Origin of the sequence: Bacteroides sp. HPS0048, from assembly GCF_964240755.1 — a bacterium.
Taxonomy (GTDB): Bacteria; Bacteroidota; Bacteroidia; order Bacteroidales; family Bacteroidaceae; genus Bacteroides; species Bacteroides nordii.
Genome location: NZ_CAXSVC010000001.1, coordinates 292,824 through 315,167, shown reverse-complemented (window position 1 = coordinate 315,167; position 22,344 = coordinate 292,824). Strand labels below are relative to the sequence as shown.

Annotated in this window: 13 protein-coding genes and 1 pseudogene; all 14 read right to left on the bottom strand. The window is 43.7% G+C overall.

The features are described from left to right. Nucleotides 1–21: 21 nt before the first annotated feature. Nucleotides 22–1,233 carry an aminotransferase class V-fold PLP-dependent enzyme gene (locus ACESQI_RS01120; RefSeq protein ID WP_195661453.1) on the bottom strand — a complete coding sequence of 404 codons (1,212 nt, stop codon included), beginning with the start codon at nt 1,231–1,233 and terminating at the stop codon, nt 22–24. 103 nt (nt 1,234–1,336) lie between these two features. Then, entirely contained in the window at nt 1,337–2,680 is a 1,344-nt protein-coding gene (gene sufD, locus ACESQI_RS01115) for a Fe-S cluster assembly protein SufD (protein WP_007483415.1), read from the bottom strand. A gap of 116 nt (nt 2,681–2,796) precedes the next feature. Then, the gene (sufC, locus tag ACESQI_RS01110) at nt 2,797–3,549 is read right to left on the bottom strand and encodes a Fe-S cluster assembly ATPase SufC (RefSeq protein ID WP_195661452.1); all 753 of its coding nucleotides are present in this window, start codon (nt 3,547–3,549) and stop codon (nt 2,797–2,799) included. A 160-nt stretch (nt 3,550–3,709) separates the two neighbouring features. Further along, entirely contained in the window at nt 3,710–5,164 is a 1,455-nt protein-coding gene (sufB, locus tag ACESQI_RS01105; RefSeq protein ID WP_002558744.1) for a Fe-S cluster assembly protein SufB, read from the bottom strand. Beyond that, nucleotides 5,164–5,664 carry a CvpA family protein gene (locus ACESQI_RS01100; RefSeq protein WP_025866611.1) on the bottom strand — a complete coding sequence of 167 codons (501 nt, stop codon included), beginning with the start codon at nt 5,662–5,664 and terminating at the stop codon, nt 5,164–5,166. The genes sufB and ACESQI_RS01100 overlap by 1 nt, the downstream gene beginning before the upstream one ends. Before the next feature lie 154 nt (nt 5,665–5,818). Further along, nucleotides 5,819–8,884 (bottom strand): translation initiation factor IF-2, encoded by a 3,066-nt coding sequence (gene infB, locus ACESQI_RS01095; RefSeq protein ID WP_007483410.1) that lies wholly within the window; start codon nt 8,882–8,884, stop codon nt 5,819–5,821. A 144-nt stretch (nt 8,885–9,028) separates the two neighbouring features. Further along, nucleotides 9,029–10,291, bottom strand: a complete 1,263-nt coding sequence (gene nusA, locus ACESQI_RS01090) for a transcription termination factor NusA (protein ID WP_002558741.1) — start codon at nt 10,289–10,291, stop codon at nt 9,029–9,031. A 1-nt stretch (nt 10,292) separates the two neighbouring features. Next, entirely contained in the window at nt 10,293–10,760 is a 468-nt protein-coding gene (gene rimP, locus ACESQI_RS01085) for a ribosome assembly cofactor RimP (protein WP_002558740.1), read from the bottom strand. A gap of 876 nt (nt 10,761–11,636) precedes the next feature. Beyond that, nucleotides 11,637–12,236, bottom strand: coding sequence for a chitobiase/beta-hexosaminidase C-terminal domain-containing protein (locus ACESQI_RS01080; protein ID WP_373125379.1), 600 nt, complete (start codon nt 12,234–12,236; stop codon nt 11,637–11,639). Nucleotides 12,237–12,467: 231 nt separating this feature from the next. Beyond that, a pseudogene (locus ACESQI_RS01075) lies at nt 12,468–13,762 on the bottom strand (beta-N-acetylhexosaminidase); the annotation flags it as partial. Between the two features lie 164 nt (nt 13,763–13,926). Beyond that, nucleotides 13,927–16,506: a glycoside hydrolase family 3 N-terminal domain-containing protein gene (locus ACESQI_RS01070; protein WP_373125372.1), complete on the bottom strand. Its 2,580-nt coding sequence runs from the start codon at nt 16,504–16,506 to the stop codon at nt 13,927–13,929. Continuing rightward, the gene (locus ACESQI_RS01065) at nt 16,487–18,874 is read right to left on the bottom strand and encodes a polysaccharide lyase family 8 super-sandwich domain-containing protein (protein ID WP_373125371.1); all 2,388 of its coding nucleotides are present in this window, start codon (nt 18,872–18,874) and stop codon (nt 16,487–16,489) included. Before ACESQI_RS01065 ends, ACESQI_RS01070 begins: the two co-directional genes overlap by 20 nt. A 10-nt stretch (nt 18,875–18,884) precedes the next feature. After that, nucleotides 18,885–21,161 carry a glycoside hydrolase family 95-like protein gene (locus ACESQI_RS01060; protein WP_373125370.1) on the bottom strand — a complete coding sequence of 759 codons (2,277 nt, stop codon included), beginning with the start codon at nt 21,159–21,161 and terminating at the stop codon, nt 18,885–18,887. Between the two features lie 118 nt (nt 21,162–21,279). Then, on the bottom strand, nt 21,280–22,278 hold the full coding sequence (locus tag ACESQI_RS01055) for a glycoside hydrolase family 16 protein (protein WP_025866607.1): 999 nt from the start codon (nt 22,276–22,278) through the stop codon (nt 21,280–21,282). Between the last annotated feature and the right edge of the window lie 66 nt (nt 22,279–22,344).

The following is a 22,344-nucleotide window of genomic DNA, read 5'->3' as shown; positions in this document are numbered from 1 at the left end:
GCCTTACGGCATATTACTCAATCAGAACATTTTACTAACGCGCTCCACACCGGCTACAAGGGCATCAATCTCCTCTTTTGTATTATAAACGGCAAAAGAAGCACGAACCGTACCTTCAATACCAAGACGCTGCATCAACGGCTGCGCACAATGATGTCCGGTACGAATGGCAATACCCAGTCTGTCGAGCAAAGTACCCATATCAAAATGATGAATGTTACCTACCAAAAAAGAGATAACACTGCTCTTGTGCGCTGCCTCACCGAAAATACGGATATCCGGAATCTCTTTCAAACGTTGCATAGCATAAGTAGTCAGTTCATGTTCATGGGCGGTAATATGATCCATACCAAGACCTGTCACATAATCAAGGGCTTTTGCCAGCCCGGTAGTACCAATGTAATCGGGAGTACCGGCTTCAAACTTGAAAGGAAGTTCATTAAACGTTGTTTTCTCAAAAGAAACGTGCTGTATCATTTCTCCCCCACCCTGATAAGGCGGCAGGCGGTCGAGCCATTCTTCTTTTCCATAAAGAACACCCACACCGGTAGGACCATAGATTTTATGTGCAGAGAAGGCAAAGAAGTCAGCATCCATGTCCTGCATATCAACTTTCATATGAGGTACGGACTGCGCACCGTCTATCAATACAGGTACCCCGTGAGCATGAGCAGTAGCAATCATCTCTTTGACGGGATTAACCGTTCCCAATACATTGGAAACCTGCGTTACACTCACTATCTTCGTCCGGTCTGAAAAAAGCTTCTCGTATTCGTCCAGCAACAATTCACCTTTATCATTCATAGGTATCACTTTTATTGCAATACCTTTACGGGCAGCTAAAAGTTGCCAGGGCACAATGTTACTGTGATGCTCCATGACGGAGAGAATAACCTCATCTCCCTCTTCCATAAATTCCTCACCGAAACTGGAAACAAGAAGATTAATAGCCTCTGTTGTACCACGGGTAAAGATAATCTCATTTATACTACGGGCATTGATAAACTCACGCACCGTAGCACGGGAAGCTTCATGTAACTCTGTAGCCTGCTGAGAAAGATAGTGTACTCCCCGATGCACATTGGCATTAACAGAATAGTATTCATCTACCAGCGAATCAATCACCAGACGAGGTTTCTGAGTCGTTGCACCATTGTCGAAATAAATCAAAGGCTTCCCATACACCGTACGGCTTAGAATGGGAAAATCTTCACGTATCTTCTTTATATCCATTTTATTAGTGATTAGTTGGTTAATGATTAGTGATTAGTGGTTAGTGATTAGTGGGCTGCGCTATTATGCTGCATGGCACTAATCACTTATCACTAACCACTAATCACTTACATATCGCACATCCCTGGCACTTGTTCAGTTCACCCCGGAAACGTTTCTCCACCAACAGATGTAAACGATCTTTTAAGGCATCCAAACGGATGGTATCTATTACTTCATTTACAAAAGCAAACATAAGCAGCAAACGGGCTTCTTTCTCTGCAATACCACGGGTACGCATATAAAACAAAGCAGTTTCATCCAATTGGCCAACGGTAGCACCGTGAGAGCATTTCACATCGTCTGCATAGATTTCCAACTGAGGCTGGGTATACATACGGGCATCACGGGTGGCACAAAGATTACGGTTCGTTTGTTGAGAACTTGTATGCTGTGCACCAGGACGCACCAGTACCAAACCGGCAAAAGCGCCAACAGACTGGTCATCGAGTACATATTTAAACAATTCATTACTGGTGCAATTTGGCACAACATGGTCAATGGTCGTATTATTGTCTACATGCTGGTTCTTATCGGCAATAGCCATACCGCAAAGATTGATTTCTGCACCTTCTCCCGCAAGAGTTACCTCTGTTGTATTACGGGTAGTACCGTTATGGAGAGTCATACCGTTAAGCAATACGTTGCTGTTTGCCTCCTGTTTTACATAGAGATTACTGATACGCACCGTACTGGTATGTGTCTCCTCCAATTCATACAAATCGAATACGGAGTTCGCTCCGGCAAACACTTCAACCACTTGCGTAGCCAGGAAGTTTACGCCGTCCATAGCATGGTCACACATCAATAAACGCGCCTGCGCACCTTCTTCAAGAATAATCAATACACGGCGGTTTACCATGAAATTGACATCCGCACGTAATATATTAATCAACTGAATAGGGCGTTCTACCACTACGTTTTTGGGAACATACATCAGTACACCATCCTGTGCAAAGGCGGTATTAAAAGCGGTCACTGCATCTTTAGAAGTATCAGCCAGCTTACCATAGTATTTCTTTACTAAATCGGGATGTTGCTCTGCTACCTCTTTCAGACTTCCAAAGATGACTCCTTCCGGCAGATGCGACTTTGGCAATGCCTTATTATAAAATGCATCGTTCACTACAAAGAACAAAGAGGTGCTCATGTTGGGCACATCGCACTTGAACACCTCATAGGGATTCACCGGAATATCCAGACGATTCAGATTAAGTCCGTAATCGGGCGCGAAGAATTTGCTGATATCGGTATATTTATACTTCTCCTGTTTACGTGTAGGAAAGCCCAACCGCTCAAAATCGGCAAAAGCAGTAGCACGCGGAGCATTCATGACCTCAGTACTATGCCGGCAAATCATTGCTTCACATTGTGAGAAGAGATCTATATATTGTTGTTCTACACTCATCTTTTTGATTTATGATTTATCATTTATGAATTATGTATGATGATGTATGAATATTATGAGTTATGATGCATAAGCAATATCATGCCACACAGTCTTCATGACTCATAATTCATAAATCAATCCTCCACCTCTTTCTTAATCCAGTCGTATCCCTTCTCTTCCAGTTCAAGAGCCAGTTCCGGTCCGGCAGTTTTCACGATACGACCTTTATAGAGCACGTGTACGATATCCGGTTTGATATAGTCCAGCAAACGTTGATAATGGGTAATAACAATATAACTTGTATCAGGAGTCTTCAGTTTATTAACTCCCTCGGCTACAATGCGAAGTGCATCGATATCAAGGCCAGAATCGGTTTCATCAAGAATGCTGAGACGTGGTTCCAACATGGCCATCTGAAAAATCTCATTCCGCTTCTTCTCACCACCAGAGAAACCTTCGTTCACCGAACGGTTAGCTAACTTATTATCCAGTTCTACCACCGCACGCTTCTCACGCATCAGTTTAAGAAACTCACTGGCTGTTAGTGCAGGAAGTCCTTTGTATTTGCGTTGCTCATTTACCGCAGCACGCATAAAGTTTACCATACTTACTCCGGGGATCTCTACCGGATACTGGAAACTCAAAAAAAGACCTTCATGGCTACGATCTTCAGGGCTCAGGTCTAACAGATTCTTTCCATCAAAGGTTACGCTACCCTTGATTACCTCAAAAGCAGGATTTCCCACCAAAACAGAAGAAAGCGTACTCTTTCCGGATCCGTTAGGTCCCATGATAGCATGTACCTCGCCCGGTTTCACTGTTAAGTTAATACCTTTCAATATCTCTTTGCCATTGATGCTGGCATGTAAGTCTTTTATCTCTAACATGATTATATTTACAATTTATTCCCTATGGTCATGACCATTCTCTAATCTTTATCACATAGGTACGTTTACGATTTACAATTTACGATTGAAATTACTTTTAAGACGGTCTACATTTACAATCAAACTTCAATCGTAAATCGTAAATCGTCTAATCGTCCAATCATCCCACGCTTCCCTCCAACGAGATCGTCAGCAATTTTTGCGCTTCAACGGCAAATTCCATCGGAAGTTTGTTCAATACTTCTTTGGCATATCCGTTTACAATAAGTCCGATAGCATCTTCGGTTGGGATACCACGCTGGTTACAATAGAATATCTGGTCTTCACTGATCTTGCTGGTAGTAGCTTCGTGTTCTACCACAGCCGTCTCGTTATGAATATCCATGTAAGGGAAAGTATGTGCACCACATTTATCACCGAGCAAGAGTGAATCACACTGGCTATAGTTACGTGCATTATCAGCTCTTTCAGAAACACGTACCAGACCCCGGTAGGAGTTTTCGCTCTTTCCGGCAGAAATACCTTTACTTACAATCGTACTACGGGTATTCTTACCGAGATGTATCATCTTTGTACCCGTATCCGCCTGCTGATAGTTGTTCGTTACAGCTACAGAATAGAATTCCGCTGTAGAGTTATCGCCGGTAAGAATACAGGAAGGATATTTCCATGTAATGGCCGAACCGGTTTCTACCTGCGTCCACGACAGTTTACTATCTACTCCTTTACAATTACCACGTTTCGTCACAAAGTTATAAACGCCCCCTTTGCCGTTAGCATCACCGGGATACCAGTTCTGAACAGTAGAGTATTTCACTTCGGCACGATCATGTACCATAATTTCCACAATAGCAGCATGCAATTGGTTTTCATCACGCATCGGTGCTGTACAACCTTCCAGATAGGAAACATACGAATCATCATCCGCCACAATCAGTGTACGTTCAAACTGCCCTGTATTCGCCGCATTAATGCGGAAGTATGTCGATAACTCCATCGGACAACGTACGCCTTTCGGTATATAAACAAATGATCCGTCAGAGAACACTGCAGAGTTCAGCGCAGCAAAGAAGTTATCACGATAACCTACTACCGATCCTAAATACTTCTTTACCAGATCGGGATGTTCACGCACTGCTTCACTGAAAGAGCAGAATATAATCCCTTTCTCCATCAGCGTTTCTTTAAATGTTGTCTTTACTGAGACGGAGTCCATTACAGCGTCCACAGCCATTCCACTCAACGCCATCTGTTCTTCCAACGGAATACCTAACTTATTGAATGTCTTTATCAACTCCGGATCTACCTCATCCATACTTTTCGGTCCTTCTTTCTTCTTGGTAGGATCGGCATAATATGAGATAGCCTGATAATCTATCTCAGGAATACGGAGATGCGCCCAAGTAGGCATCTCCAATGTCAACCAGTGGCGATACGCCTTCAAACGAAACTCCAGCAACCATTCCGGCTCGCCCTTCTTTGACGAGATAAGGCGAATGACATCTTCATTAAGTCCTTTCTCAATGATATCTGTATGCACCTCCGTAGTGAAGCCATATTTATACTTCTCCTGCGTGAGTTCCTTTACATATTTATTGGGTTCTTCTTGTTGCATTATTTATTGAGTATATATTGTTGTGTCACTTCTTTTGCCGCAGGAAAGAATATTCCCGCAAACTTAGCCATAGGATAATATAACACTGATTCCTCCTTCTTTGTTTTATCAATCAAGGTGTTATCTGCATCGATAAATTCTATCACACAAATTACCAGACTGGTAAGCAACAGAAACTTCAACGCCCCCAGTCCACTGCCAAGCCAGCGATTCAGCCAGCCCAAGGAAACAGCTTCCATTGCTTTTGTCAGCAGAGATGCCACCAAAGTAAAGATCAATGGCACGGCAATCCAAATGATAATGAAGGATAATATTTGTGCCACCGTCATTGAGTCTGTCACAGTAGGACAAAGTTTCTCAGCAAGAGAAGCGTACAACGCTTTTGCTGCCAACAATCCCACTATCAACCCCAATATGGAAGCAAGCTGCCGGATAAAGCCCTTCATAAAGCCTGTCACCACACCTGCACCAACGATAACCAAAATTATTATATCGATCATATATAAAGAGGGTTATAGAGTTGTAGAGTTATAAAGTTATAGAGTTATAGGAACTCAGTGATAATAAGTTATCAAAAAGAAAAAGGTGGTAAGGTGGCCATTACCACATTACCACCCTATAACTTTATAACGTTATAACTCTATAACCTATCCATTACAGCGTTTGTTTTACTTCTACTTCTTCGTAGGTTTCGATCATATCACCCATCTTGATGTCATTATAGTTCACCAGGCTGATACCGCACTCGAAGTTTGTACCTACCTCCTTCACGTCATCTTTGAAACGTTTCAGCGCATTAATTGCACCCGAGAAGATAACAATACCGTCGCGGATAAGACGCGCTTTGTCGCTGCGTTTCACCTTTCCGGTCTTTACTACCGCACCGGCAACCGTACCAACTTTCGTAATGTTGAATACTTCGCGAACCTCGATAGTAGAAGTTACCACTTCTTTCACTTCCGGTGCCAACATACCTTCCATAGCAGCCTTCACCTCTTCGATAGCGTCATAGATCACTGAATACTTACGGATATCGACACCTTCTTTTTCTGCCATTCTCTCAGCTGAACCTGAAGGACGTACCTGGAAACCGATAATAATAGCATCTGAAGCAGCTGCCAGAGAAACATCCGATTCGGAAATCTGTCCCACACCTTTGTGGATTACATTTACCTGGATTTGCGGAGTAGAAAGTTTAATCAATGAATCGCTCAAAGCTTCTACCGAACCGTCTACGTCACCCTTCACGATGATGTTCAATTCCTGGAAGTTACCCAATGCAATACGACGACCCAACTCATCCAATGTAAGAATCTTCTGTGTACGCAAGCCCTGTTCACGTTGCAACTGTTCACGTTTATTAGTAATTTCACGTGCTTCCTGATCCGTCTCTACAACATGGAATGTATCACCTGCAGCAGGTGCACCATTCAATCCTAAGATCAATGCCGGTTCGGAAGGACCTGCTTGCTTGATACGCTGATTACGTTCATTAAACATCGCTTTGACACGACCGTAGCTGGTTCCCGCCAACACGATATCACCTACTTTCAGTGTACCATTGGATACCAGTACTGTAGCCACATAACCACGTCCTTTATCCAAAGTAGATTCAATAATAGAACCTGTTGCATTACGGTTCGGATTGGCTTTCAACTCAAGCATTTCGGCTTCAAGCAATACCTTTTCCATCAATTCACTTACACCCATACCCTTCTTGGCAGAGATATCCTGTGATTGATACTTACCACCCCATTCTTCAACCAGGAAGTTCATGGCAGCCAGTTCTTCTTTTATCTTATCGGGATTAGCCGTGGGCTTATCCACCTTATTGATTGCAAATACAATAGGTACCCCGGCAGCCATCGCATGATTGATGGCTTCCTTTGTCTGTGGCATCACATTGTCATCAGCAGCTACAATAATAATAGCAATATCTGTTACCTTAGCACCACGGGCACGCATCGCAGTAAACGCCTCATGTCCCGGAGTATCCAGGAAGGTGATCTTACGTCCATCTTCCATACTAACGTGGTAAGCACCGATATGCTGTGTAATACCTCCGGCCTCACCGGCAATTACATTCGCCTTACGGATATAGTCAAGCAATGAAGTCTTACCATGGTCAACGTGTCCCATTACAGTAACAATCGGTGCACGCGGTTCAAGATCTTCCTCTGCATCTTCTTCCTCTACAATGGCCTGAGCAACCTCAGCACTTACATATTCTGTTTTGAAACCGAATTCTTCGGCTACCAGGTTAATTGTTTCCGCATCTAGTCGCTGATTGATAGAAACCATCATACCAATGCTCATACAAGTTGCGATAACCTGGTTAACAGATACATCCATCATGCTTGCCAACTCATTGGCAGTCACAAATTCTGTTATTTTCAGCACTCTGCTGTCTTCCATTTCCTGGTTTTCCAATTCCTGCATACGGCTGGAAACCATTTCACGTTTCTCTTTACGATATTTGGAAGCCTTATTTTTTCCTTTTGTAGTCAGACGAGCTAAAGTCTCTTTTACCTGCTTAGCTACATCTTCCTCGCTCACTTCCTGTTTTACAACCGGTTTCTTGAAACGATCCTTATTATTATTGTTGCGGTTGCGGTTTTGTCCGCCACCACCTTGCCCCGCAGGCTTCTGACTATTGGGAGTAGGATGTGCAAAATTGGAAGCAACGTTATTAACGTCTACTTTCTCCTTATTAATACGGATACGCTTCTTCTTTGCATTTGCATCGGCATTCTCCTTCGGAGCAGATTTAGCTACCTTATTGTCATCCTTACGGATTTCCTTGATAATAGCATCCTTGATCTGTTTCCTCTGATCCTGACGAACTTTTTCCTTTTCTTCCCGTTCTTTCCGTTTTTCCTCTTTCGATTTCTTTTTGGGTCGGGTTGACTGGTTCAATGCAGCCAGGTCTATCTGACCGATTACATTAATCTTAGACACAAACTCCGGTTGGCGGATTTTAAAGACGTCATCGTCTTTCTTTTCAGACTCAGCAGCCTCCGAAACAACAGGTTTCGATTCTACCTTTTCTTCTTTTATTTCAGGAGCAGCTTCCACTTTCTGTTCTTCTTTTTTCACTTCTTCCACTACTTTCTCTTCCACTACCGGTTTTGGTTGTTCTACAACTACAGGCTGTGCTTCTTTCACCGGTTCCGGTTTTGAAACAGGTACAACCACCTCTTCCTTTTTTGCCTCTACGACCACAGGTTTCACCACTTCTTCCACTTTCTTCTCTTCCACTACAGGAGCAGGAGCCGGCTTGGGAGCTTCAGGTTTAGTCTGCGGCTGAACTTCCGTTTGAGGTTGCGGCTTAGTCTCACTCGCTGCCTCTTTGTCAGTTTTCCGGTTGAATTTATTTAAATCTATTTTTCCGACAGGTTTAAACTTCGGGCGTGCATCTTCAGGGACAACTGTCTTAATAACATCGTCCGTTTTAGGTTTTTCCGGTTGTTTCTCGTAACCGTCAATAGCTACTGATGCTTTGTTACGATCTTTATTCTGACGTTCCTGGATAAAACGCTCTGATTCAATCCGAAGATTTTTATCTGTACTAAACTCCTTCACGAGTATAGCATATTGTTCCTCGGTAATTTTTGTATTTGGGTTTGCCTCAACGGTGTACCCTTTCTTTTGTAGAAACTCAACTACCGTTGCAATTCCTACATTCAAATCTCTTGTTACTTTGTTTAACCTTATCGTCATACTTTAAATTAAAAGAATAATGGAATGAGAAGATATTTACGATTTCACGATTGACGATTAGACGATTTAAGTTCCTTTCATCTACAACCTACAATATAGAGTAGCTCCAATCGTAAATCGTAAATAGCCTAATCGTAAATGAAATTATTCATTGTCTTCAAACTCCGATTTCAAAATACGTAATACCTCGTCCACTGTTTCTTCTTCCAGATCCGTCTTTTCAATCAACATTTCGCGAGGTGCAGTCAATACAGCTTTAGCCGTATCAATACCGATGGCTTTAATAGCATCAATTACCCAACTGTCGATTTCATCTTTGAACTCGTCCAGATAGATATCTTCATCCTGCGCGCTTTCATCCAATTCACGGAACACATCAATAGTGTACTCAGTTAACATACTGGCAAGTTTGATATTCAAACCGCCTTTACCAATAGCCAGCGAAACCTCTTCCGGACGGAGGAAAACCTCGGCCTTACGCTCTTCTTCGTTCAATCGGATAGAAGAGATCTTTGCCGGACTCAGTGCACGCTGAATAAACAAAGAGATATTTGACGTATAGTTAATCACATCAATATTCTCGTTGCGAAGCTCACGAACGATGCCATGGATACGACTTCCCTTTACACCTACACAGGCTCCTACAGGGTCGATTCTATCATCATAAGATTCTACCGCAATCTTAGCACGTTCACCGGGAATACGGGCAATCTTCTTGATAGTAATCAGGCCATCGTTAATTTCAGGTACTTCCATTTCAAACAGACGCTGTAGGAAAACGGGAGATGTACGTGAAAGAATAATCTTCGGATTATTATTTTTGTTATCTACGCGGGCCACCACTGCACGCGCAGTCTCTCCTTTACGGTAGAAATCTGCCGGGATCTGCTCTGTTTTAGGCAATAACAGTTCATTTCCTTCATCGTCAAGCAGCAGCATTTCTTTCTTCCAGATCTGATATACTTCTGCGTTAATGATCGTACCTACTTTATCTATATATTTATTGTAAATACTATCTTTCTCAAGCTCAAGAATTTTAGAAGCTAATGTCTGACGAAGGTTGAGAATAGCACGACGACCGAACTTTGCAAAAATAACTTCGTCAGTTACTTCTTCTCCGACTTCGTAAGAAGCATCGATCTTCTGTGCTTCTGTCAACGAAATCTGCATATTCGGATTTGTCAAATCTTCGTCTGCCACTACCTCACGGTTACGCCATATTTCAAAGTCACCCTTATCCGGGTTTACAATTACGTCGTAATTTTCATCAGTGCCAAACATTTTCGCGATCACACTCCGGAACGACTCTTCGAGCACGCTTACCATCGTTGTTCTATCGATATTTTTCAGTTCCTTAAATTCCGAAAATGTATCAATCAAGCTGATTGTTTCTTCTTTCTTGGCCATATTATTTAAAACTAATTAAGTATTTAGTGTATTTTATCTCATCATAACGGAAGGTTTCATCCTCTTCCATAAGTTTGGGACGTTTTGCTCCATCAAGCTTCACTTTCTTCTGCACAGTCACTACAAACTTCTCTTCATCGGCTTCTTTCAGCACTCCTGCCAGTTTTTTACCACTTTTGGTCAATACTTCCACTTCACTGCCGATATGATTATAGTACTGCTGTACTACCTTGAATGGCTGTCCGATTCCAGCCGAGCCAACTTCCAGCTCATAATCCTCCTCTTCACGGTTTAATTTAGATTCGATGAAGCGACTCAGCTCCACACAATCTTCAATCCAAACTCCTTCTGCATGGTCTATTTCAACCACAATCTTGTCATCAGGGCTTACAGTTACTTCTACCAGAAAGTAGTCTTTTCCTTCCAGCCACTCTTCAACAATCTGACAAACAGTTTTCTTTTCTATCATTGATTAGCTATATAAGAACAAAAAAAGGAGCTTAATCGCCCCTCCACCTTTCATCCATTTCGGGTGCAAAGATATAAATAATCTATTCGACTACAAAATATTAGAGAAAAAAAGTTTAATATAACACCAGACGCAAAAGTAACTACTCTTTATACCACTAAAAGAGAAGTCAAACAGATATTGATTTGGTAAAAAAAGAGTAGTTATCTACCTGCAACGGAATTTATTCGGATCTGAATAGAAACGAGCAAAACTCACCACAGAGTAGCACAGAGTTCCACAGAGTACTATTTATCTGATAAAACGCGGATTAACACAGAACGCAGATTAAAAGACTATAGTTCTATATCATACATTTGTTTCCCTTTGCGAGAATCTGCGATCATCTGCGTTTCAATAAAGATTTAAACTCTGTGTCCTCTGTATTCTCTGTGGTGAAATACGCTCAAAACCGTTACGGTAACGAAGATTGCGGCCCTATCTTTTCGGTAGCGGAAGTGCTCCTAAACGGCATCATTACCGTTGCCAGGTGTTGTTCTTTGTCTCTCTCAGAAAGAAACGTTCCTTTCCCCGGTGAGCTGCATTGTTTTACATGTACATGTTTCACTGCTCCACATGTGCATGTCGTATTGTCCCACATGTGCATGTCGTACTGCTCCACATGTGCATGTCGTACTGCTTTACATGTACATCTAAAACAACGTTACACACCGAGGCTTCACACGTTACTCTACGAGAGAGGGCTTTATCAATACCGGAGAAAGAGATTGATGGCGATGACAAACACCATTAAGCACAAAACTGAATTTATTTATTATTAGACGATGTACGATTGGGAGTACTATTTATCTGAATGAATCCCCGTGTGGGAAGCACTCAGTGATAAACCTCCGGAGTAGTGAGTGTACCATCTTCCCCGATCAACTGAAATCCACGTTTGTTCCAGTAACGATGATAACCACCGATGTTACTATTGATATAGATAAGTTCGAATGAGTGAACTCCTTTCTTCAAAGCAACTGACTTCCGGCTTACTGAATGTCGTATCAGCTTCCCGCTATTATTTATTATTCTCTCCCCATCTATCTTCAGTTGATCCATCTCGGAAGAGATATAATAGACGCCGTCAGCAGGAACCTCGAAACAGCCTTTATAAAGAAAGGCACCGTTAGCCTCCGGAGGGACATCCAGATGAAATCCCGGAACAATCATTGGCTTTTCCCAATTCACATCGACTAAGTCTGTAACATAATAATACTTACCTGAGATGCGTTGCAGTTCTACTCCCGACACCAATTCTTTGCGAAGAGCAGGCCTCATTTTCTCTTTCCGGACATCTATGATTCTTGTCCGGCTCAGTTTTCCGGACGGAAGCTGGGTAGCTATCCTCAGCGTCGTATTTTTCATAAATACAAGAGGGGTGGTATATAGAGTGGATTGTGCTGTAGGCATCGTTCCGTCAACGGTATAAACCATAGGTAAATTGCGGCTGTTATGAAAGGTCAGGGTTGTTTTATCAACAAATGCTACATAATCGGCCTGCGGTCCTTCGGGCAATGGGATATGATAATTAATATGGTGGGCATCCAGGCGCCTCAACTGATTGTCCAAACGCTGCACAAAGGAAGTATAATCCTTATTTTCTTTTTGCGTCCAGGTTAATTCTGCCATAGCCAGCATACGCGGATAAAGAAGATATTCCGTATGCTCGGCAGTCGGAGAGTATTCTGTCCATAAATTGGCCTGCGCACCCAATATGTGGTGAGACTTCTCCCGGGAAATCCCTGCTGCTACCGGTTCATATTTATATGCCTTCTCGAGCGAAATACCAAAACTGATGGTGATAGGTTCTACCTCCGGCGCCCCCTGTCCGGCATCATAATAAGCAAAATTCAAAGGAGTCATAATAACATCATGCCCCATATTGGCAGCAGTGATTCCACCCTCCTCCCCCGTCCACGACATGACAGTGGCAGATGCAGCAAGCCCTCCTTCAAGTATTTCATCCCAGCCAATCATTGCCCTGCCATGTCTTAACAGGATTTTCTCGATACGATGAACAAAATAACTCTGCAGTTCGTGTTCATCCTTCAGCCCCTCTTCTTTCATACGGTGCTGGCATTTGCGACAAACTTCCCAATGAATCTTCGGGCATTCATCTCCACCGATGTGAAAGTATTTTCCGGGAAATAGAGGAACGACTTCACCTATCACATCTTCCAGAAAATTGAATACACGGTCGTTTCCGGCACAATATACGTTATCTTCCACCCCCACTGGTTTCTCAACCGGAAAGGGCCTTCGATGCAGGATAGTTCCGGATAAGCTGTAATCGCCGCGAGAGCATGCCCAGGAAGTTCTATTTCCGGGATAACGGTGATTTTCTTCTCAGCAGCATAGGCCACTACTTCCCTGATCTGGTCTTGTGTATAGAAACCACGATTCACACTTCCGTCTACATTGTGCCGGATGGATCCTATCTCTGTCAGTAAAGGGTATTTTTTTATTTCAATAGTCCAGAGGTGGTCATCGGTAAGATGCCAGTGAAAGTAGTTCATTTTAAACATAGCCATGATGTCCAACTGCTTCTTTACGAAATCGACATCAAGAAAGTGCCGACATACGTCCAACATCATACCACGATAGGCAAAACGGGGTTCATCTTTTACAGAAACGCAGGGAAGAGTCCATGCCACATTGTCCACAGCAACCGCCTCTTCTATTTCAGGGGGAAGGAGTTGCATCACTGTCTGCATGCCGTAAAACACCCCTCTATCGCTCTTTCCGGTTACTGTGATCTGCCCGGGCATCACTTCCAATACATACCCCTCCTCATTGAGAGGCAGTTGGTTATCGATTGATAATATAATGCTGTTTTCGGTAGCAATCGTATTTACAGGTAGTTCATATCCTGTAGAGCGCTTTATTTGGGCTCCAAAATATCCGGCAATATCTTTCAAGTCAGCAGCCTGAACCACAAAAGAGGTCTGTGGAGTAATCATAAACTCTCCCTGCCGTACATGCACTTCCTGAGGATAAGGTGTTATAGTGATTTGTCTGTTGCCCGTTGCAAAAGCTGACACCACGCCAACGGTTGCCAATAAGTTTAGAAAGAATCGTTTCATAAATAGTATCAGTTATTTTAATATTTATCCGTTTCCGGCCATTACCTGTCTTCACCGTACGCCAGTTTTACATTGATGTCCGTATGATGATTCACAGGTACAGTCTGTTTTAAGTACCCTTTCCCGGAGAATATCAGGATATCATCCGATGCAGCTTGTATTTCATACTCTCCCTTCTTATTTGTTTTCCCAATCTCCTTTTTCTGTCCGACAGACCAAATAGAAACGTTCGCTACCAAAGTAGCCTGTATATCTCTCACAATTCCCCGAACGGTCCTCATCTTTCCCGTCCCCACAGGTTTGCTTTGAGTTGCAGTTTCATCTCCTGAATCCTTCTTCACACTGTCGCCTATCCTTATCGTTTGTTTCAACAGGATATTATCAGAAGAGTTACCCAACTGAATCTCAAACTCACCGGGTTCAACCAACCGCTGCCCGGCTTCATTTGTCAAGGCAAGTTCTGCAACCGGGAAACGTAACAAAACCGTCCTCTGTTCTCCCGGCTGCAGTTCCACCTTCGCAAATGCTTTCAGTTGTTTTATAGGGGTAACAACCGAGCTGACAAGATCACGCACATAAAGCTGAACGACCTCTTGTCCGGCCCTTTTGCCTGTGTTAAGTATTTCTGCTTTGACAAAAACCGAATCTTCCCTTACCGATACCTGCATATCCTTCATAGAAAAAGAAGTATAGCTCAATCCGTATCCGAAAGCCCATAAAGAAGCAGGAGAAGAGAATACATAATCCCGGCCCGGCTTCTGATAACTCCCCGGTTTTTTATAGAACCCTTTATCAGAAGGCAAATAATTATAATAAGCCGGAAGATGTCCTACACTCTGCGGGAACGAGAAAGTCAATTTCCCGGAAGGGTTTACCTTGCCAAAAAGAACGTCTGCAATAGAGTTACCCGCCTGCTCGCCTGCGTACCACTGTACAAGGATAGCCGGCACATGTTCCTTCTCCCAGGCGATAGTGAAAGGTTTCCCACTTACCAATACCAGTACTACAGGTTTTCCGGTTGCATAAACAGCCTTTATCAACTCTCCCTGTGCTCCGGTAAGATTGAGATCATGCAAATCGAACCCTTCACCGCAGTTGGTATTGCTATAATCTCTTGCCAAAGATGCACTCGAACTGCCACAGAACACCAGAGCGACCTCACTTTTCTGTGCTGCTGCCACAGCTTCGGGGATCAATGAAGTATCTTCGGACATCATACTGCATCCCGGAGCATAGTGAATGGCTACTTTACTTCCCAACAGCTTCTGTAATCCTGCCAATGGAGTAACTCCATCCTTATTATCCCGGCTCCAGGTATAATCACCAAACTGTACCTGCGCAGCATTCGGCCCTATCACAGCAATTGAATGCAGTTTGTCAGCATCCAGCGGCAACAGTCCATTCTCATTCTTCAACAATACAACAGACTCATCTGCTATTTTACGGGACAACGCAATACTCGCGGCAGAGTGCATCGCCGTCTTCTTTATCTTTTCACCAAAAGGGTCTTCAAAGAGTCCCTGTTTAAATTTAGCAGCCAGCACACGACGTACGGATTCATCCAGTATCTTTTCGTCAAACTCCCCTTGCTCAATAAGTTGCTTCAGGTACGGATAACATTCACTGGAAGCCTCTACATCGAGTCCGGCAGAAAGCGCTTGTACTGCACAATCGGCAGGGGTGGCAGCCGTATGATGAAAGTTCTGCAACATCTCGATCGCCCCCCAGTCAGAATAAACGTATCCTTTGAACCCCCATTGTTTCCGCAAAACGTCGGTCAACAAGTAGGCAGAAGCCGAATTAGGAACATGATTCCAGGAGTTATAGGTAGACATAACTGCCTGTACCGGCAACTGAGTAATAACCATCTCGAAAGGTTTCAGGTAGATATCATGCAAATCCCTCAAGCCACTCTCCACAGAAGCAAGATTCAAACCGCCTAAAGGGTTACCATGTGCTCCGAAATGTTTCAGCATAGGAGAGATACCGTTATCCAAATACCCACGTGTCTCTGCCAAAGCCAATGTCCCGCAGAGGAAAGGGTCTTCTCCGTAAGACTCTTCAACCCTTCCCCAACGCAAATCCCGTACCACATCGATACAAGGGGCAAGAACCTGACGCATCCCCTGGGCATGAAGATCAGAGGAAGTCAGAGCCGCCTTCTGATAGGCAAGCGCCGGATTGAATGTACTTCCCAATGCTATGTTCTGAGGAAAAATGGTAGAGCCCTCATGAGCGGATCCGTGCAAGGACTCGGCCACGGTAAATACAGGTATTCCCAAGCGAGTATTCTTTATCATATACTCCTGAATCACCCGCATATTTTTCCGGCAGTTTTCACCGGTCAGCGGAAAACCTTCCACAAAGCCCCAACCTATATCACCTACAAAAGTGGCGAGCTTATTCTCATCGAGTTCCTGTCCGTTGAATATATTCCAGGAATGTATGTGGCGTATCTGGGCTATCTTTTCTTCAAGTGTCATGCGTTGCAGCAAATCCTCCACCCTGTCTTGTACAGGCAATGCGCTATTCTTATAAGGAAGTTGTTGTGCCACCCCTAATCCTTGCTGAGACAGCAACAGGAGCAATGAAAGTACTAATTTATTCAACCGTTTGTTCATGGTATGTCTTTTTATATATTTTGGTAACTGTATTGCCACATTCTTTTCCCTGTGGCATGTCAATTGTGATTCTATCTTCTCCTATTCTCAGAGTAATACTCTGTAAATCAGCTCTCATCATAGCATCAGTCACTGATATCTTAGTGCCCTTCGCATCCTGTTCCATCAATACAACACAAGGTTCGGAAGCCGAGATTTCAGTATTACCAACCGTTACAGCTACATCGGCCTGATAAAAGACAAGCCCTGTAAGCATATGATCCACCGTCGAAACGGCTTGCGTTAGCGTATCATTTCTCCATACGGTAAAAGGCAATTCATAAGCAGGAGTCCCTTCACCGCAATAAACAACGTATCCATATTTACCATCTTTTACCTCCCGGCCCTGATCAATCCAAAGACGGAAGACAGCAGCACTATCCGGCAAATTCACTTTACCTTTATTGCTCAGGTTTCTTTTCAGCCATTCGTTAGGAAGGGTCTCTATTGAATAAAAGGCATCCGAAGAATAGGGTGGCAATACCGTATAGGCAAATCCTCCCTGCTGCACGATCCATCCCGGCCTTCCATCCCGGCACAAAGTACCCGCAGCCGAAGTCACCGGAGAGACGGACTTCCCATCAAACAAACACACTTCTCCCTGATGGGCTGTTTGTTCAATCGATGTCCGGATCGTACCTTCCAGTTCAGGAGACAGGTTGGTTACACCGGCTCCTAAAGCAACCAGATAATCTCCCATTATAAACCAGGATTTATAGGCTTTCACTCCGAAGGCCGACGAATTACTCTCTTTCACCGGTTTCTCTTTTGCTTCGGCATCCATTTTTTCGAAGATAAAACCTGCCACCGCATTCTCTCCCCCGCTCGTAGCACCTCCGGCAAAGTTGTGTTTACTGCAAAATCCTCTCCAGTTAGTCACAGGGGCCAGTTTATCCATGCCTTCCCGTGCGGTAATACCTGGCATGGCAGTCAAATCCATAGCACCTATTATTCTACGGTATTCATCTCCCCGACGTTGAAAAAAGGTAAGTCCGTCATTGGTGAAAATATTAAACTCATCCGCAAAGTTACTCGCACTTTCCAGTCCGTCACAACGGAAAGAGGCCATATTAATAAAAATGTGGTACTCTTTATTCTTCTTAATCAGATCATCATTGTTGAAAAACCAGCGAGATCCGTGATACATACCGTCCGGATAATTATCCATACGGATATCTTCCCGCCCTGCCTCGTCAATCAGTTGTTTCAATTCTTCCAACTCGGCCGAAGTAAAAGCGTCTGCATAGTCCTCCACCGTTCGTTTCAGCATTTCATAATAAGGTACGGGCTGATGCCTGCCCTCATAATATACCATCGAATACCGGTCGAGACACGGAGGAATGTATCCTTTGTAATGATAAAAGTTACTTCCCCGGTAGAAATGGAGTAGCGCTTCCGCATTCTCCCTGCTTAATGTCTGAGTCCAGGGAGTATGCTTCAACACTTTCAGAATATTCAAGGCACTGGATGCACCGTGAATAGGATATCCCCATACCAGACATTGCTTACCATGCCCCCATCCGGCACCATCGGCTGTGAATCCTTCATTCCAGAAAGCCTCTTCATAATTGGTCTGAGACACATTGCTCAAACTCTTTTTCGCAACTTCCGCCACAACGTCCACCATCGAAATAGAGTCCATCAGCACAGCCGTTTCCAACAGAGGACGGTAAGCCAGTGCATTTCCTCCTACCCACCACACATGATGACGGAAACGAGGAATGCTGACCACATTCTTGTCCGTTTCATCATTGCGCAACGGTTGTGTCCACGACTGCATAGCAAGGTGTTTGAGCATCCGGTTCGCCTCTCTCTCCAAAGAAGAACCTTTTCCATCCTTTTCCGTTCGCTCCATCGCATCTATCAACAAGTAATAAATACCGCAGGCCGCCTGAGGAATGGCAAAGCAGGAAGCATGGAACCGATCATTCGGCCGGCGGTTCTGTTCGATAGTACCATATCTGACAATCGCTTTCCAATACTTATCAGGAATCTCTTTCCCACCCTTCTGACGGTAATAAGCGGCAACCAATTTCAAACGGTTCATCGCCTCGGTGAGATAAAGTCCCATGTGTTGTTGTTCGTCAAAACTGATACTTTCGAGCAGCTTCCGTGTTCCTATCTCTCTTTCATAAGCAATCATGTCCGTAAACTGCCCGTCACGATTCAACAGGCTGATATATTTTTCACAATCAGCTTTATTACAGGTACCATTCACATTTGCCACATAATACTCCCTAAGCATCCGCATAGCTTCCTTCTTCGACGGTTGTGCAAAGACACCGTAAGAAAGCAAAATCAAAATCGCGAATAGATGTGTTCTCCTCATATATCAAATCTTATTTTCCCATCGGGAACTTATTCGTAAATGTAATTGTCTCTCCGGCCACCATCTTTCTCTCTGTTATTTTGTCCGTAAAAGGATTATACAGCTTCATCCATCCTCCTTTTTCAGATTCAACTGTGATAGAAGCAATCTTCCCTCCTTCATAAGAGGCCGATACGAGAAAAGCTCCCATCGCCCGGAGATGCCGGAAAGAGACATCCTCCCATTTGGTGGACAAAGCCGGAAATACTTTTATCACTCCGGTATGACTTTGCAGCAGCATCTCCTGAATAGCAGCTGCACAGGCAAAGTTACCTTCCAGTGTAAACGGACGATAGGTAAATTGCGAATAGCCCGCCTTCAACTGGTCACCATTCAGATGAAAACTGTTCGGAGAGCAAAAAGCTTTAATAAAGATGTGCAGGTTTCTCACTACATCGTCTCCTTCAAAAACACGGGCCTTCATGTTGGCCAGCCATGCATAGGTATATCCGGTCCACCAATCCGTGCCCAACATCTCTACATTCTTAATAGAACGCAATATCAAATCGATATTCCCATTTCCTTTACTCACGTCTATCAATCCAAAAGGATGAAAAGACAGCAAATGTGAAAAATGGCGATGCGACTCCGTTTGTGCCTTTCCGGGTGCAATCATCAACCCACTCTCATTCACAGCAGGTTTGGGCCATTCGCTTAGTTGTCTTACCCAGTAACCGGCTTCTTCATTCAAGCCCAAAGCCTCCGCCATCTCCCGGGCGATGGTATACGTCAGCCGTATATTAGCAAGGTCGTAGTTGGTTGTCTTCTGAAACCAGGCATCAATACGATTGTCATTTATCTCCGGAGAAGTAGATAAAGGCAGTTGCCGTTCTCCGTTTTCACCCCGGACTGAAATATTCTCAAAATACTGTGCCACCTCCTTTATCCATGGATAAGCGCGGTTCTTCAGGAAATCGGCATCCATGCTATACTTCCATTGCAGATAGAAATGGTGCGATAACCAACCAGCTGTAGAAGGAGAGTGTGAGTAAGGGCTCCATCCACCGATCGGTTCTCCTGTCAATGTGGCAATACAAGGTACATTCAGCCCCTCCACGCCATAAAATTGCCGGGTGAATGCTTCTGCATTTTCTTTTATCTTCCAAAGCCAGTCGGTAAATACGGACGACTCTTCAAGATGATTAGAGGTATATCCTGCCCAATAACTCAACTGGGTATTCAAATCGCTGTGAAAGTCTCCGCGCCAGGGAGGAGTCTGCCCGTTATCGGCAGTCCATACGGCTTGCAGGCAAATAGGAGGTCCACCCTTTCGTGAAGCAGCGGCAAACTTGTACATTTCCAGATACCATTGTTTCTCCAGCAATGTATCGGGCAGGCTGATAGAAGATTTCATCCAATATTCCCGCCACCAATGCTTATGCATTGCCAAACTACTATTGAAGTCGCTGCTCATCGTCTGTCTCATACATTCTAATGCTCCCTCCTTCTCCGAATACCAGGTTCCCTTGGAGGTTACACAATACTCCCCTTCCAGCGAATGCCCGGAGGGAGACTTCCATTTTAATGCTATTTCATAAGAAACATCTCCCCACCCTTGCTGCTGATAGAGCAAAGTTCCGGGATTTATTCGTTCTACTTTTCCTCGTTTATATCCCAATGCAGTCAGCTTGTTTACACCGGGTTGATAGTCCAGTTCTGTGTCGTTTTCTTCATATAAAGGAGTGATCAACTCCGGCGAAAGAGTATCCGGTAGATTTTCAAAGAAGAAGCGCCCCCCTTTCTCATTGGCGGAAACAAAAATGCGTGCTTTGGCTCCATTCTCCCATAAAATGGTACAGACAGCAGAAGTCAGGTCCAGACTAACATCCTTCACTTTCCCTAAAGAAGCAATGTTGAACTCAATAGCCCCTGCAGGTATCTTAGTGGGAGCCGCGTCATATTTAGTCCTGTCGTCTATCAAACGCTGGATAGGGGCAATATCTTTTTTCTTTAGTACCTGATCACAAATAAACTGATAAGAGTGATCGGGTGATTTGAACTCTTCTACCGGACGTAAATCCCACAGATCGGCCCGGTCTATAGCGATTCTCAGTTTCCCTTCCTTCTGCCAGATAAGAGCACCGGTTAAACCATTTCCTAACGGAAGGGCTTCATCCCAAACCTCCGGAAGTTTTTCAAAACGAAGGTTATGATAAGGACGGGGAAGATCGGACACCTCCTCTCCCGACCGGCAGGAAAACAAGATTCCTACCACAACTATAAGTAACAAATGTTTTACACGCACCATAATCAAACAAAATTTAGATAGAAACAGGGATATATCCATTTCACAACATATATCCCCGGTTATCCTGTTAACAATACAATCAACTATCGCATAAAGCCTAATATATATATGCAATTTATCAGGATACACTTACCTTTACAACCTGATTACCATACTTTAAAATATAACAGCCTGTATCCTTCACAGCAATACGTGCCGAATCAACTATATCTATTCTTTCTACCAATCGACCCGAATAATCATAAACAGAGACCTCACCGGTTGTATTCTCAACACAGATTTCTTTGCCCTCCACTGATACCTTCATCGGGTCTGCAAAGGTATGTTGGGAGAAACCGGTAGGAACTTTCTCATAAGCCTTTATCCAGTCTACTTCCATATATCCCGGTAACTCTTCATCATTGATCACTCCGGGCCAGGTTCCTTCACCTCCTAAAGCATAATTCAAAATAAGATAGTAGGGAACATCAAACACCCATTGCTTACAAGCCTCACTTTCGGGTAACTGAGTATTTCTCAGATAAGTACCCGTACTTACTCCGTTAATAAAGAAAGATAGTTCGTCCGCTGTCCAAACCAAAGTATATGTATTAAAATCATCGAGAACATACTTTCCGCCCAGACCCGATCCGCGATACTCCTCACTTCCCGGATGAACACTGTGCCATGCCATATATTCATGACTCACCTGCTCCATAAGATCTATTTCTCCCCCATATCCTGTTGAATATTGCGGACTGACAGGCAATAACCAAATAGCAGGCCATCCACCCTGTACAGATTTGAATTTTGCACGAACCTCCAATTTACCATATTTAAAAGCGACCTTTCCTTTTGTCCAGATGCCTCCTGTCCGGTATCGTTTCGCCTTCTCTGCTTTCAGTACGAGTTTACCATCCTGCAGGTAAGCCTGATCATAACTTTTTGAAAGATAAATAGACCAGGGTGCACCATCCGGAACAGCAAACGACCAATATTTAGGATCGGGTTTCCCGGTATCCTGATCGAAATCATCATAAAAGACCAGTTTATAGTCCGTAGTTTCCGAAGTTTTCATCTGTGCATAAAGTAGTCCGCCCAAAGATAAAGAAAGTACTAATAGAATCAGCTTTTTCATCGAATATCCGTTTTATAGAGTGAAGAGCCGGGGGTATTTTCGGCTCCTCACACCTTCATTTATACT

What these genes read in the sequence shown, in the direction of transcription:
- sufC (WP_195661452.1), bottom strand. Translation starts at nt 3,549, where the DNA reads ATGTTAGAGATAAAAGACTTACATGCCAGCATCAATGGCAAAGAGATA.
- sufB (WP_002558744.1), bottom strand. Translation starts at nt 5,164, where the DNA reads ATGCAACAAGAAGAACCCAATAAATATGTAAAGGAACTCACGCAGGAG.
- ACESQI_RS01060 (WP_373125370.1), bottom strand. Translation starts at nt 21,161, where the DNA reads ATGGTGCGTGTAAAACATTTGTTACTTATAGTTGTGGTAGGAATCTTG.
- ACESQI_RS01080 (WP_373125379.1), bottom strand. Translation starts at nt 12,236, where the DNA reads ATGGTTTATACCGTTGACGGAACGATGCCTACAGCACAATCCACTCTA.
- nusA (WP_002558741.1), bottom strand. Translation starts at nt 10,291, where the DNA reads ATGGCCAAGAAAGAAGAAACAATCAGCTTGATTGATACATTTTCGGAA.
- ACESQI_RS01120 (WP_195661453.1), bottom strand. Translation starts at nt 1,233, where the DNA reads ATGGATATAAAGAAGATACGTGAAGATTTTCCCATTCTAAGCCGTACG.
- ACESQI_RS01065 (WP_373125371.1), bottom strand. Translation starts at nt 18,874, where the DNA reads ATGAGGAGAACACATCTATTCGCGATTTTGATTTTGCTTTCTTACGGT.
- rimP (WP_002558740.1), bottom strand. Translation starts at nt 10,760, where the DNA reads ATGATAGAAAAGAAAACTGTTTGTCAGATTGTTGAAGAGTGGCTGGAA.
- ACESQI_RS01055 (WP_025866607.1), bottom strand. Translation starts at nt 22,278, where the DNA reads ATGAAAAAGCTGATTCTATTAGTACTTTCTTTATCTTTGGGCGGACTA.
- ACESQI_RS01070 (WP_373125372.1), bottom strand. Translation starts at nt 16,506, where the DNA reads ATGAACAAACGGTTGAATAAATTAGTACTTTCATTGCTCCTGTTGCTG.
- infB (WP_007483410.1), bottom strand. Translation starts at nt 8,884, where the DNA reads ATGACGATAAGGTTAAACAAAGTAACAAGAGATTTGAATGTAGGAATT.
- sufD (WP_007483415.1), bottom strand. Translation starts at nt 2,680, where the DNA reads ATGAGTGTAGAACAACAATATATAGATCTCTTCTCACAATGTGAAGCA.
- ACESQI_RS01100 (WP_025866611.1), bottom strand. Translation starts at nt 5,664, where the DNA reads ATGATCGATATAATAATTTTGGTTATCGTTGGTGCAGGTGTGGTGACA.